Source organism: Paenibacillus sp. JT22N1, assembly GCF_059692155.1.
Map to the genome: position 1 here is coordinate 439,557 of NZ_JCAUAW010000002.1, position 12,664 is coordinate 452,220.

Annotated in this window: 13 protein-coding genes; 1 reads left to right on the forward strand and 12 read right to left on the reverse strand. The window is 44.3% G+C overall.

The genetic code is table 11. The features are described from left to right. Positions 1-5: 5 nt before the first annotated feature. From AC58UU_RS05580 to AC58UU_RS05595, 4 genes are all read right to left on the reverse strand, one after another. Positions 6-1,670 (reverse strand): type 2 periplasmic-binding domain-containing protein, encoded by a 1,665-nt coding sequence (locus tag AC58UU_RS05580; protein WP_497313744.1) that lies wholly within the window; start codon positions 1,668-1,670, stop codon positions 6-8. Positions 1,671-1,787: 117 nt separating this feature from the next. Then, positions 1,788-2,684 (reverse strand): carbohydrate ABC transporter permease, encoded by an 897-nt coding sequence (locus AC58UU_RS05585; RefSeq protein WP_497314012.1) that lies wholly within the window; start codon positions 2,682-2,684, stop codon positions 1,788-1,790. A gap of 12 nt (positions 2,685-2,696) precedes the next feature. Beyond that, positions 2,697-3,611 (reverse strand): ABC transporter permease, encoded by a 915-nt coding sequence (locus tag AC58UU_RS05590; protein WP_497313745.1) that lies wholly within the window; start codon positions 3,609-3,611, stop codon positions 2,697-2,699. 85 nt (positions 3,612-3,696) lie between these two features. After that, on the reverse strand, positions 3,697-4,701 hold the full coding sequence (locus AC58UU_RS05595; protein WP_497313747.1) for a LacI family DNA-binding transcriptional regulator: 1,005 nt from the start codon (positions 4,699-4,701) through the stop codon (positions 3,697-3,699). A gap of 428 nt (positions 4,702-5,129) precedes the next feature. Here AC58UU_RS05595 and AC58UU_RS05600 point away from each other — a divergent pair, with 428 nt between their 5' ends. After that, a complete protein-coding gene (locus tag AC58UU_RS05600) occupies positions 5,130-5,642 on the forward strand; it encodes a hypothetical protein (protein ID WP_497313749.1) in 513 nt (170 codons plus the stop codon). 74 nt (positions 5,643-5,716) lie between these two features. On the opposite strand, the gene AC58UU_RS05605 is transcribed toward AC58UU_RS05600, so the two are convergent. From AC58UU_RS05605 to AC58UU_RS05640, 8 genes are read right to left on the reverse strand one after another with little or no spacing between them, the layout of a single operon-like run. Next, positions 5,717-6,007, reverse strand: coding sequence for a hypothetical protein (locus AC58UU_RS05605; RefSeq protein ID WP_497313751.1), 291 nt, complete (start codon positions 6,005-6,007; stop codon positions 5,717-5,719). After that, on the reverse strand, positions 6,004-6,345 hold the full coding sequence (locus AC58UU_RS05610; RefSeq protein WP_497313753.1) for a hypothetical protein: 342 nt from the start codon (positions 6,343-6,345) through the stop codon (positions 6,004-6,006). The genes AC58UU_RS05605 and AC58UU_RS05610 overlap by 4 nt, the downstream gene beginning before the upstream one ends. A 15-nt stretch (positions 6,346-6,360) precedes the next feature. After that, a complete protein-coding gene (locus tag AC58UU_RS05615; protein WP_497313754.1) occupies positions 6,361-7,866 on the reverse strand; it encodes an MFS transporter in 1,506 nt (501 codons plus the stop codon). Continuing rightward, positions 7,863-8,051, reverse strand: a complete 189-nt coding sequence (locus AC58UU_RS05620) for a hypothetical protein (protein ID WP_497313756.1) — start codon at positions 8,049-8,051, stop codon at positions 7,863-7,865. Before AC58UU_RS05620 ends, AC58UU_RS05615 begins: the two co-directional genes overlap by 4 nt. Next, positions 8,041-8,577 (reverse strand): Rieske 2Fe-2S domain-containing protein, encoded by a 537-nt coding sequence (locus AC58UU_RS05625; protein ID WP_497313758.1) that lies wholly within the window; start codon positions 8,575-8,577, stop codon positions 8,041-8,043. Before AC58UU_RS05625 ends, AC58UU_RS05620 begins: the two co-directional genes overlap by 11 nt. A gap of 25 nt (positions 8,578-8,602) precedes the next feature. Beyond that, positions 8,603-9,166 (reverse strand): 4Fe-4S dicluster domain-containing protein, encoded by a 564-nt coding sequence (locus tag AC58UU_RS05630; protein ID WP_497313759.1) that lies wholly within the window; start codon positions 9,164-9,166, stop codon positions 8,603-8,605. Further along, on the reverse strand, positions 9,163-11,334 hold the full coding sequence (locus tag AC58UU_RS05635; RefSeq protein ID WP_497313761.1) for a molybdopterin oxidoreductase family protein: 2,172 nt from the start codon (positions 11,332-11,334) through the stop codon (positions 9,163-9,165). Before AC58UU_RS05635 ends, AC58UU_RS05630 begins: the two co-directional genes overlap by 4 nt. Next, on the reverse strand, positions 11,321-12,361 hold the full coding sequence (locus AC58UU_RS05640; RefSeq protein WP_497313763.1) for a hypothetical protein: 1,041 nt from the start codon (positions 12,359-12,361) through the stop codon (positions 11,321-11,323). Before AC58UU_RS05640 ends, AC58UU_RS05635 begins: the two co-directional genes overlap by 14 nt. Between the last annotated feature and the right edge of the window lie 303 nt (positions 12,362-12,664).

The window sequence follows — 12,664 nt, forward strand, 5'->3', positions numbered from 1 at the left end:
TTCCATTACTTGGCCGCTTTATTGTAGCGGTCCAATGCATCCTGATAGATTTTCAATAAGTCATCTAATCCCATTTTCTTCAGTGTGGTTAAATACGTATCCCATTCCTTCTCAACGCCGCCTTCCATCAACCATTTGGAGCGTTTTTCATTGGTCAGCTTGGCAATATCGGGTTTGATTTTGCTGATTTTATCCAGCTCTTCCGGCGTAAAGAAAATACTCGGGTAGTTCTCTTTTTCCATTTGCGGTACAAAAGTATCCTTGATCCGATTCATTCTTTCCAAAGCGCGAGGCTCAGGAGCGACGAGGTTTTGGAAATCTTCCGCCAAGATGACACCTGTCATGTTCGGCGCTACTTTTTGACGGAATTCGCCTGCTGCGACGCCTGCATCAAGCGGTTTCTGCACCAGTTTGCCGTCTTTTTCATCGAATACGACGCCAATCGGTCCCCAATGAAGCTGAGCGGCCATCTTTGGCTCATATTGCAAATCTAACCATCTGGCTGTGATTTCCGGATTTTTGTTCACTTTCGTAATGACAGGACCCCCACGACTCCAAGGAGAGCCATTGTTGTATTTCACGACCATGTCCTTGAAAGGCGGAACAAGTGCATAATCCTTGGCGCGATCCGGTCCAACGATTTCCGTCTCTTCCCACCAGAGGTAGGAACCTAGCGTAACATCCTTCGTTTTTCCTTTTGCAAAGTAAGGTGCCGGATTGTTATTGAAGGTAAATGAATCCTTATCAATGAGGCCCTCTTCGACCCATTTGTGGAAATAGGAAACTGCATCTTTATATTTCGGATCGATTGCGGCGTAATTCACCTTGCCATCTTTCACATTCAAGTGTTCGATAAACGAGTTATCACCAGGCTGATAGGTTTTGTCTGGGACGCCGAAAGCTCCGAACAAGTAACCGATATCGCCGGTCCAGAAGGTATTCATGAAGGACATCGGTACTTCATCGGCCTTGCCGTTACCATTAGGGTCTTTCGTTTTAAAAGCGGTAAGCACGTTATGCAGCTCTTCAATGGTTGTAGGCATCTTCAAACTCAACTTATCCAGCCATGCTTTGTTCAAGAAGAGAAAATCCGGATTCGAGCCAATACCGGCTTGCCCTTTACCCAGCTCTTCCGCCACAGGAAGCGAATAAATTTTCCCGTCAGGCGCGGTAACGAACGCTTTCAGCTCCGGTCTTTTTTCAAACAGTTTCTTCACGTTAGGCATATACTTGTCGATGAGGTCATTCAGAGGGATGATCGTACCGTCTTTGCTGTATTTCACCAAATCGTTATCTGTGAAACGAGCACCATAGAAGACATCCGGTAGGTTAGAGCTAGCAAGCAGTATGTTCTTCTTATCGTTATAGTTCGCCTCTGGGACATTATCCCAATCAACATGTACGTTTGTCTGTTCTTCTAGACGTTTGAATATTTCCATTTCGCCATAATTAGGTGCAAGCGGCGCTTTGGGCGATACCATTTTCAGCGTAACTTTATCCTTTACAATCGGGTAACCGCTTTCGTTGAAGCTTTTGGAGGCTGCTTTCTCGCTACTTTGCGGGGATGCAGATGCGGCATCTTTCGCTGCCGGTGCTTTGTCACTGCATGCTGCCAATACCAAACTTAAGCTCATCGTTACCATAGTTAATGTCGTTAGTCCTTTTTTCATTTGTCGATACCCTCCTCTTTGTATGTAACCCATTACGCTCATGTCTGATCCATGGATGCAATTCTTGGTATCACCCTAAGACCACAACCACCACCCTTCATATTTACCTTCCGTTTTCTAACCTTTTACAGATCCAATCAGAACACCTTTAACGAAATAACGCTGTAAAAATGGATATAAAATGAGAAGTGGTGCCGCTGCAATGAGGATGACCCCATATTTGATCAACTCAGAGACCCTTTGTTTCGCTAAAAGAGAGTCAATATCCGATACCATGTCGCCGATAGGCTGGCTCTGGATCAAAATATTACGGAGGACCAGCTGCAGCGGATACAGCTTTTCATTCTCCAAATAAATTAACGCATCGAAGAATCCGTTCCACTGGCGAACAACCGCAAACAGCACAAGAACCGCAATAATGGGTTTGGATAATGGAATTACAACACTCCATAGAAAGCGCGTGTTTCTGCAGCCATCAATGAAAGCCGCCTCCCGGAGCTCATCGGGTATCGTTGATTGGAAGAATGTCCGGGCAATAATAATCCCAAAAGCATCGACTGCTGATGGCAGGATAACGGACCAAATCGTATTCACCATGCCCAGATTTTTGACCAATAAGTATGTTGGAATTAAGCCGCCGGAGAAAAACATCGTAAATACAAAGAACAGCATGAACATATTGCGTCCATAAAAATCCTTACGGGAAAGCGGATAGGCCGCTCCGATCGTTAAGGAAACACTGATTAGGGCACTTGCAGCTGCGTACAGGAACGAATTTCCATAACCAGACCAGATCTGAGGATCTGATAAAATTCTTCTATAACCTTCGAGTGTAAACCCTTCGGGCCATAGCCACACATTTCCGGCATAGATTTGATCTGGTTCGCTGATGGAAGCAATAACGACGAAATAAAGTGGATATAGAATCAACAATGCAAAGCCACTCAACACAAGGATGTTTAAAGCATCGAACCATTTATCAGCGGTACTCTTAGCTGTAATCATTGGGCGAATGCCTCCTCTCTTTTAAAATAGGCCACTGCCATTTATTTTTTTGACGATGCGATTAACGGATAGCAGTAGAACGAAATTGATCAAGGAATTGAATAAACCTACTGCTGCAGAGAAGCTGTATTCTGCTCGCTGCAAACCGATTTTGTACACGTACGTAGCGATAATCTCAGACGAACTGGCGTTCAGGTCATTTTGCATGAGAAAAGCTTTTTCAAAGCCAACATTCATGAGATTCCCAATAGCCAATATGAACAAAATGAGAATCGTCGGTTGAATGCCAGGAATATCGATATGCCAGATCCGATGCCATTTCGTAGCTCCATCCACAACCGCCGCCTCGTGAAGATGCGGATCGATACCGGCTAACGCCGCTAGATAGATAACCGAGGCGAAGCCGGTTTCTTGCCATACACCGGAGAACACATAGAGGCTTTTGAACCATTCAGCCTTCGATAAAAAGTAGATCGGCTCGCCTCCAAAAAGTTGAACGATGTGATTGATTAGTCCACTGCCCGGCGATAAGAACACATATAACATACCAACGAGGACGACTGTTGAGATGAAATACGGAGCATAAATGACAGTCTGGATAAATCGTTTGTACCTTTCATGGAGCAGCTGATTGAGCATCAACGCGATGAGAATCGGCACAGGAAATGAAACCACTAAAGAGAAAACACTAAGTCCTAACGTATTCTGAATGACGGTCCAGAAGTTGAAAGAATCGAAGAACCGCTGAAAATGCTCCATACCTACCCAAGGACTACCCCAGAAACCTTTGGAAGCGATAAAATCCTTAAATGCGATTTGAACCCCATACATAGGCCAATATTTAAAAATGATAAAATAGATCACTGTGGGCAAAATGAGAAGATATAACTCATAGTTGGTTCTGATCTGTTTAAGTGGCTCCCTGAATTTGTTCATTAGTTGTGATGCAGCCCCTTTCTTTTTCGGGAAATCGTTTACGTAAACGTTTTTCTGATGTTCAAAAAAAAGCTGGAACAGCTTTTTAACAGGAATCTCGCAGAATTAACGAGGTTGGCAGTCTGTATTCTTCGCTTATTGTGCTTGGCTTCTCGATCCGTTCTAACATAATCTCTGCTGCTTTCACACCAATCTCGTAAGAAGGCTGCCGGATGACCGACAAAGGCGGACACGTAATTTGTGTCCAATCATAATCGTCAAAACCAATAATAGCCAGCTCGGCTGGAATTTGAATCCGTCGTTCTTGTATGTATTTCATGGCGCCCATTGTCAATACGTTATTAGCAATGAACAACGCTGTAATATCCTGCTCGGCAAGCAGCGCTTTGACGCTCTCGTAGCCGCTTCCAAAGTTAGATTCCGCCATCCTCACAATGGATGAATCAAATGGAATATCGTGATCTGCTAATGCTTTTTTGTACCCATCAAAGCGCTCATTACTCGTTGTAATACCGAGTTCTCCGGTTAACAGCCCAATTCGGCGATGACCTTTCAGGATGAGCGTTTTTACTGCTTCGTAAGCGCCTCCAATTCCGTCGGCTAACACACAATCCCCGTTATAACCCGTCGGCTTGCGATCGATGAATACAACAGGATAATGAGAACGCACGATATCGTTTAAATAACTGACATCTTCAGCGATTGATGCAATAAATAAGCCGTCAATTAACTTCGAATTAAACAATTTAATCTGTTCTTTCTCATCTTCAATTTGTTCTGTTGTATTGTTGCTCAGCAGCAAATGATAGCCATGCTGCTTCAATGTATACTGAATACCTTGTGCTACCATCATAAAGAAGAAATTAGAGGTATCTGATGGGAGAACTGGCACGATGAGGCCAATTGTATTAGACTTCTGGCTGCGCAAGCTCCTGGCTGCTGAATTTGGGCGGTAGTCGAGTTCTTCCATCGCTTCATAAACTTTGCGCTTAACTTCATCCGACACATAACGGGTGTTATTAATAACATGTGACACTGATGCTATCGAAACGCCCGCTTGCTCGGCTACCTGCTTAATTCCCGATCGCATAACATTCGACCCTCTTCTCTCAAGAAAACGTTTACGTAACCGTTTTCTTTTATTATATGGTCGAATTCTTTGAGTTGTCAATGACTTTTTATGGTCACTGCTCGATTTTTGATATTGGCTCACCTTCAAATTCATGGCCTGTTATCTTCTCTCTAACAATAGTAACTTTGCCCCCACTGTTCATCAGGGTCGTTTTAACCTCACCTATTTTACAATCTTCACAGACCCAACTGTTTCCTGACTTCCTAAACCCATTCGTCGTACCGCATTGTTCGCAAGTAATCATTCATCATCAACTCCTATTCTTCATAATAAAGGCTGCTTATAATGTACTACCTATCAAATTTGTTTTCTGTGATCAATCTCACTGCCTTGTTTTATTAAAAGGAATACACTTTGTGTAAAACTCTACATAGGAGGTTCAAAACATGGGGTACTATTCACATACTTCCGCTAGTAATGAAATAGCCAATTACATGCATTGGCACTGGATGATGGATAATCAGTTTCGGTTATTACATAAACTTCACTCAGATATCGATCAAAAATTAAAGATTATCAATGGACTTGCAAGTAACATAGAATCCGAAATAACTTCGGTAACGCGGATAAATTTCATCAAAAAAATGGTTGAAGAAGTCAGAGGATTATTGGATGAACTTTCTCTCCTTGAAAAAAAAGAGGGGGATATGCTTTTACTTACGTCTGTTCCTTTTGCTAAAATGAATATAGAAACGAACGAATCGTGCGAGTCAGAAGTTGAGTATCTTCTTACCGTGTTAAGAATGTTCTATCAAAAGACTCTACGTATGACCCCATTGCCAAACAAAAAAGAAGCCAAGGAGTTAAGCCGATGCTTAAGGTTGACTATTCAACCTATTGAAAATCACATGGATCGAATAGAAAAAGAATGGTACCCAGCTATATTGGAAAGGCTTTAGGTAAATCTAAGGAAGAACAAAAAAATGAGGAAGCAAGAACCTTGCTACCTCATTTTTTTCTGTGTCCTTACCTTCTAAAAACCGAAATGGACTTTATAAACCAATTGCGCCGCAATGTCAGCTGATCTGAGAATCGTACCATGCTCTGAACTTATTAAGCTAGTATGTTCTTCTCCCCTTAAGGGTATGGCCAGAAATTGATGTTCATTCATATACATTTGCATATAATCTTGGCCTTCGGAAATGCGTATCTTCTCAAGTTTCATTTTTTGTGGAGATGCCACAGGGTCGAGTCCTGCCTGATCCTCAATGTGCACTTCAATCTGTGAGCCAAGCCAACGTGATAATTTTTCTTCCCATTTCATACATGTACCTCCTTCTTTAAGCGGCAGCAGCCTGCATCTGCTTTTGGCGAGACCTTCACCTGATACCCATGAAGATGATTCCAGCAATCGTATTCAGAAGTCAAATCGGACTGGGCGGAATCTTCGATATAGCGAAGAACCTCATCTTCACTTTCCCAAATCGCCATCCCTTTGACTTCGGCAACAGCGATATCAAGCCCCTCTTCTTCTCTCAAATCCATATACCAAGTTCCTTTTCCAGCGAAAAGTTCATTCAATTGTCTTTCGATTATCGTATAAAAGGGAGACTCTGTATGTTCACGAATAAAGCATAAATCCAAAGTAAACTCACTCGGCATGGTTCATCTTCCCTCCTACTTAAAGCCTCTTTGTTTGGTAATATCGCTAAACATTCCCGAATAATAGACGACATCCCCGGCATCATTCTTGACTGCGCTTATCGTGAGCCATTCCAGATACACATCGCCATTCTTCTTACGATTCCAAATCTCACCTTGCCAGAAGCCCTGACCGCGAATTTTATCCCACATGGTATCGTAAAAAGCACGATCCTGTTTCCCTGATTTCAATACACTAGGCGTCAAACCCATTACTTCATTGGCTTCATAGCCTGTCAGCTCTGTAAAGGCAGCATTTACGGAACGAATCGTTCCCTTTGTATCGGTCACCATGATGCCTTCTACCGTATTTTCAATAATCTTAGCTGATAGACCTAATTTCTCCTGATAAAACATCCAAACAATGAGAATCAAGCTGGCCAAAGCCACCTGTGATAAGGCCATGAATCCAATCGCATAATGACCTGTCAGCTTGAATAGGAAGGTAAGCAGCAGCGGCGGAAAAAATCCACCTAAACCACCCATCGCTGAAATAATACCATTCGCAATACCAGCTTGCTTGGTGAAATACATAGGAACCAATTTAAAGATGGTACCATTGCCCGTTCCGGCGCACAGTGCAATGGTTAAGCAACCTACTGTGTACCAAGTCATCGATGGTGCAAAAGAGAGTAGGATACCAGAAACCGTCAAGCCTGCAAAAACAAACATAAGAATTTTGAAAGGGTTAAATTTATCCCCTAAGTAGCCCCCAATAGGCCTCATAGCTGTCGCCAGCACGATAAAGCCACCCGTACGCATCCCCGCATCTACTTTGGACAGATGAAAGTTGGTGACCATAAAGTTTGGTAAATAAACCGTGAAAGCAACAAAAGAACCGAAAGTAAGAAAGTAGAATAAGCATAAGAACCATAGCTTGGAATTCCCGGAAACGCCTTTAATTTGCTCGACAAGGGATGTTTGTACAGGAGGCTCTTTGCGATCCCCGGCAAAAAAGTTCAAAACCGCCATAACAATGAGCAAAATGCTGTAAAGCATAACGGTTTTGGACCAACCTATTTGATTCGCTATGACGGGTGCTCCAAAGGTGGAAAGTGCTGTTCCGAGATTACCGATCCCGTAGATCCCATTAACGAAACCATGTCGTTCTTTGGGATAATATTTAGGCAAAGAGGTCACTCCCACGGAGAACACAGCGCCACCAATCCCCAGGAAAAATCCCCCAATAATCAGATCCTCGAAGGAATTAGCTTGACTAACCCAGTAAACAGGCGCAAGCAATAGAATAAAACTGATAGCAAATAGCTTTCTTGCCCCATATCGATTCGTCCAATACCCTACAGGTACACGCATCACGGAACCGAACAAGATAGGAATAGCGGTTACCCACGTGAGTTGCGAGGGGGTTAACTTAATCGTCTCTTTAATAAATGGCATTAACGAAGATAGGATTACCCATACCATGAAACCTAGGACAAGACTGACGGTTTGAAGAGGCAATTGTACTTTTTTGATATTCATTTGACATCACGCTCCCGACGATAGATCCAAGCTGCAACAGGGAATAACAAACCGTTCAACACAGCATAAACAATAACTGTACGGTAATGATCGAAATAGTAAGCATTCACTGCCTTTTGTGTACAAACGATGTTAAGAAATAAGACTATACATAACAAAATAACGCCGACGTAGCTACGCTTCATATCGTTTCACTCCCGTCGCATAAATCGCGCCTTGTTCCTTCTTCAAGAGAACCTCTGGCAAAGGTCTCTTTGGTGGCCCTGCTGTGGGCGATCCGGTTCTGGCATCGAAAATACCGTGGTGGCAAGGACACACCATCTCATCCTTCTCTTTGCTCCAAAACACGGGACATTTGAGGTGCGTACACGCATTTTGATAAGCCTTGTACTCGTTCTCGCCAAGTCGAATTAGTAGAGCCGAATCGTGTTCACCCGGATAAGCGAACTCAACCGCATCTCCAACCGCAAGCGAGCTGATGTCCGTGATTTTCAGCTGGGGATAGGATTTTTTCGTTAGTCCCGTCAATTCTTTTGCCGCGAGCGCCCCCCACGGCAGAGTCGATACAGCGAACACTCCGGCAGCCCCAACCAGCGTCTTCATAAAACCGCGGCGATCCAATTTTCTTTCATCATTTTTTCTTATATTGTGGGTATAATTATCTTCTTTAAAAGGACTATGATTATTGCCTTGCTTGTTGTCCTGTTCCATACAGGCTCACCCCATCACAAGTAGATTAGAACAATTTTTGTTTCCCTTGCAGAATGCCTGGTAGGCTGATCTTCACATTCGTTTCACCCTCTAGCGGATCGAAAGGTTGATGACTTGCCGTCCATTTTCCCAGCTTAATCTTCGCTTTCTTCGCTGCTAGTTCTTCCTCTGTCACCCATTGAAGTGTATTCGTCGGGCAAACGGATGCACACATGGGAGGGATGCCCTCTTTGGTACGATCGTAGCAAAGATCACATTTATACATCAGATTCTGCTCTTCATCGAATTTAGGGATACCATAAGGGCATGCAATGGTACAATTTTGACAGCCGATACATTTCTCAACTAATGCTGAAAGCACGGCACCTTCTTCGGTGATCTGAATGGCTTGGGCCGGACAGCTTCTCGCGCAGGCTGGATTCACACAATGAAGACACATCAAAGGAATCGTTTGGCGGGTTACAAGCGGATTAACGTCGTATACATAATTGCGATTTCGTTCATCGTGGCCTCCGCATTGTGTACAAGCAGCCAAACAGCTTCGACAGCCGATGCAATTATCCATTTCAATGTATAAATGTTGTTTCATCGGATGTTCATCCTCTCAGGTTGCTTTGCGATCTGGGCTGCGCAAGTCTTAAACTCCGGCATTTTGGACATGGGGTCCAGCGCCGCTATCGTAAGCAGATTAATCGACTGCTCGTGGCCGAAATGATAAGGAACGAAGACGGTATCTTTACGAATCGCTTCTATGATTTTCACTTTATAGAAGGCTTCCCCGCGACGTGTATACAACCTGATGACTTCGTCATGTGTGATGTTATATCGCTCCGCTGTTTCCGGATGTACTTCGACGTAAGGCTCCGGACACATGTCACGCAGGAAAGGAATTCTTCTTGTTTGATTTCCGGATAAGTAATGATAGACAACTCGGCCTGTCGTAAGACGAAGCGGATATTGTTCGCAAGGCTCCTCGGCAGACGGTCTGTAAGGGAGCGCGCATAGCTTCGCTCTGCCGTCCGCATGGTAGAACTTGTGATCAAGGAACATATGCGGCGTACCCGGATCTGCTTCATCGCGGCAAGGCCAGAATACACCGTCCTGTTTGTCGATCTTCTCCCAAGTGGCTCCGTAATAGTCCGCATACCCGCCTTTGGAGGCAAGCCGGAATTCGTCCGCTACATCCCTGGCTGTCTTTAAATGGCCGAAATACTGCCCTCTGCCTAGTCGCTCCGCGAGCTCTACTTGAATCAGCCAGTCAGGTTTCGATTCGCCAACAGGCTCTTGCGCTTTATTAATCTTGATGATCCGTCCTTCTAGATTCGTCACTGTACCTTCATCTTCTGACCAGGTTACGGATGGCAGTACAACATCGGCAAACTCGGCAGATTCGGATAAGTACATATCTGAGCAGACCATGAAGTCCAGATTTTTTAAAGATGAGCGGACGAAGTTTAGGTTTGGCGCAGAAACAGCTGGATTTGAACAAAGAAGGTACAAGCCACGAATTGTCTTGTCTTGCATTAGCTCAAACATTTCATAAGCCGATACACCGGGCTGTGGCATTTCTTCAGGTTTAATTCCCCACACGCTGCACACTTCTTCTACATGCTTCGGATTTGTTATTTTGCGGTACCCTGGAAGGGCATCGGCTTTTTGTCCGTGCTCTCTTCCGCCTTGACCATTTCCTTGCCCGGTAAAGGTGGCTACACCTGACTTTGGACGGCCGATCTTCCCAGTCACCAAGCACATATTCGTGTAGGCGGATACGTTATCAGATCCTTTAATTTGTTGTTCAATGCCGCGAGCGAACATAACGATGGCATTAGGAGCTTTACCATAAATCTCAGCGGCCCGAATCAATTTCTCAGGAGAAACTCCCGTGATTTCGCTCGTATATTCAGGTGTGAATTCCTTCACAACCTCTTTCATTTCATCAAAGCCGTTGGTGTGATTGGCGACAAATTCAGTATCAACGTGACCATTTTGAATCAGTAAATTGATCATGCAATTGGCAAGCGCCAAGTCCGTACCTGGACGTAAATCGAGATGAACATCTGCCCGCCTGGCGATAGGCGTTTCCCGGGGATCTGCTACAATCAAATAACCGCCGCGGTTCTGCACTTCCCATATCCGAAACATCGAAGTAGGGTGACACTCGGCTGTATTGCTGCCGGCGATGAACAAGCAATCCGTCTCATGCAAATCGGTCCACGGTAATGTGGATCCTCTGTCGACGCCAAAGCTGCGAAGGAAACCAGCCGCTGCGCTTGACATACAGAATCGGCCATTGTAATCAATGTAACGAGTCTGCAGCGCGACTCGGGCGAACTTCCCTGTCAGATAACATTTCTCATTCGTCATCGATACACCGCTGAATACAGAAAGCGAGTCCTTGCCGTAATTGCCTTGCATCTCTTGAAATCTTTGAACGATCAATGCGTAGGCCTCTTCCCAACTGGCTTCACGGAAGCCTTCCTTCGTTCCTTTGAGCGATGCATCGTCACGGATTAACGGACGCAGTAGGCGATCATCGTGATTCGTTTGCTGATAGGCCGTCACACCTTTGGGACACATCTTCCCTAATGTCACAGGCCAATCATATCGCGGCTCGACGCCGATAATTTTATTTGAAGAAGTATCCACCCGCAAATTCATCCCACACTGCATGCCACAGTAAGAGCAATGTGTTTTAACCAATTTTTCGTTCAGGTGGGTCTTATTCGCGATGACTTTAAAGAATTTATCCTTTTGCATGTTGGTTGCTCTCCTTTACACGAATCTGATGGGTCGGTATTCCTGTAAATCGAGACATTCTGTATTTCCGGCGGCATGGCAGGCAAAGCTCGGCCAAGTGGAAGCCTTCCTCTGTTTTGAATTCAATCTCATTCACTTTAAGCACAGCGATGACATCATTGGATTGCTCGACAGATACAAAGCCCGTTCCACAAACCTTACAGCTTTTCATCTCTTGCTCTGCGTAATGTTCTCTGTAGTTCCGCGCAAACACACTCATAGGACGAAACGGTATGTGAGCCAGTTTTCCAAAAGGTATATAAATCAGTGTCACAATAACGGACCATTGGTGGACTAATGTGACAACCGAATGTCCATAGCCGTGAAGGAATATATTGCAAAAGGTAAGCAGCAATCCTGTCAAGCTGACCAATAACAGCATATATAGCGGAAGAAAATCATAGATAAATGTTTGTTCCGCACGAGCCTGCATATTTTTAAGCCTGCGATATAAGGCCATGCATACTCCGCCAATCACCATGAAGGCCGTAATATTCAACGCATTGTAAAATAAAAATCCGAGAAGTCCATCCGCCTTTATATTCATGAGGTCGATCCCGAATCCAACAACCGTGTATGTTCCGTTCTCCGCCATTGTGAAGTACATCCAGCCGAACACCAGCGGAAAAGTAACGAAGGCGGATAAGATACATCCCCAACCAAGAAGAACGTGCTGTGTCCAGCGATACCACCCGCGATTCCAGATAAAGCGGTACGTGAGTAGATGCTCAGTGGTTGTCTGAGGTGTGCTTTTTCGAAATAACAGCCTTATGCCTTTTTTCAAAATAATTTTCGTAGGCGGGCGTTCTCCCCAAGCAATAAAGCGATAAAAGAATCCGCAAATGAAAACGACCGTTCCTACCATATACCCATATAAAGCCAAGTCAATATGTGTAAAAAACCTCGAACCAACTCCCATAAGAATGAATAACCCACTAACAACTAAGAAGACACATTTGGCGAATTTTGACGCGAACGCTCGATCCATATTTATCATTGCCCCTTCACTTGTGAATCTCATATTTATATCTAATCATGAATCGGCCCTTCTGCACTGTGAGAAAAATCACTCTGAACCCACTTGATCTCAAACACATTCTTTCGGATGTCACGAGTTGGACAAAAAAACGGCCTTCCTTCAGATCTACTTAGATCTAAGGGAATGCCGCAGTCTTACCGTGTGAAACATGGACGATTAAACAAAATATTGTTCTCCAAATGGATGTGATTGAACATATCCTATCCGCTTCCAATTCCTCCAGCTTCAAGTAGGTGAGCTGAAACGTTGTGC

Excerpts from the sequence above, each read along its gene's own strand:
- AC58UU_RS05625 (WP_497313758.1), bottom strand. The coding sequence starts at position 8,577 with ATGGAACAGGACAACAAGCAAGGCAATAATCATAGTCCTTTTAAAGAA.
- AC58UU_RS05610 (WP_497313753.1), bottom strand. The coding sequence starts at position 6,345 with ATGCCGAGTGAGTTTACTTTGGATTTATGCTTTATTCGTGAACATACA.
- AC58UU_RS05595 (WP_497313747.1), bottom strand. The coding sequence starts at position 4,701 with ATGCGATCGGGAATTAAGCAGGTAGCCGAGCAAGCGGGCGTTTCGATA.
- AC58UU_RS05590 (WP_497313745.1), bottom strand. The coding sequence starts at position 3,611 with ATGAACAAATTCAGGGAGCCACTTAAACAGATCAGAACCAACTATGAG.
- AC58UU_RS05580 (WP_497313744.1), bottom strand. The coding sequence starts at position 1,670 with ATGAAAAAAGGACTAACGACATTAACTATGGTAACGATGAGCTTAAGT.
- AC58UU_RS05620 (WP_497313756.1), bottom strand. The coding sequence starts at position 8,051 with ATGAAGCGTAGCTACGTCGGCGTTATTTTGTTATGTATAGTCTTATTT.
- AC58UU_RS05635 (WP_497313761.1), bottom strand. The coding sequence starts at position 11,334 with ATGCAAAAGGATAAATTCTTTAAAGTCATCGCGAATAAGACCCACCTG.
- AC58UU_RS05605 (WP_497313751.1), bottom strand. The coding sequence starts at position 6,007 with ATGAAATGGGAAGAAAAATTATCACGTTGGCTTGGCTCACAGATTGAA.
- AC58UU_RS05600 (WP_497313749.1), top strand. The coding sequence starts at position 5,130 with ATGGGGTACTATTCACATACTTCCGCTAGTAATGAAATAGCCAATTAC.
- AC58UU_RS05615 (WP_497313754.1), bottom strand. The coding sequence starts at position 7,866 with ATGAATATCAAAAAAGTACAATTGCCTCTTCAAACCGTCAGTCTTGTC.
- AC58UU_RS05640 (WP_497313763.1), bottom strand. The coding sequence starts at position 12,361 with ATGGATCGAGCGTTCGCGTCAAAATTCGCCAAATGTGTCTTCTTAGTT.
- AC58UU_RS05630 (WP_497313759.1), bottom strand. The coding sequence starts at position 9,166 with ATGAAACAACATTTATACATTGAAATGGATAATTGCATCGGCTGTCGA.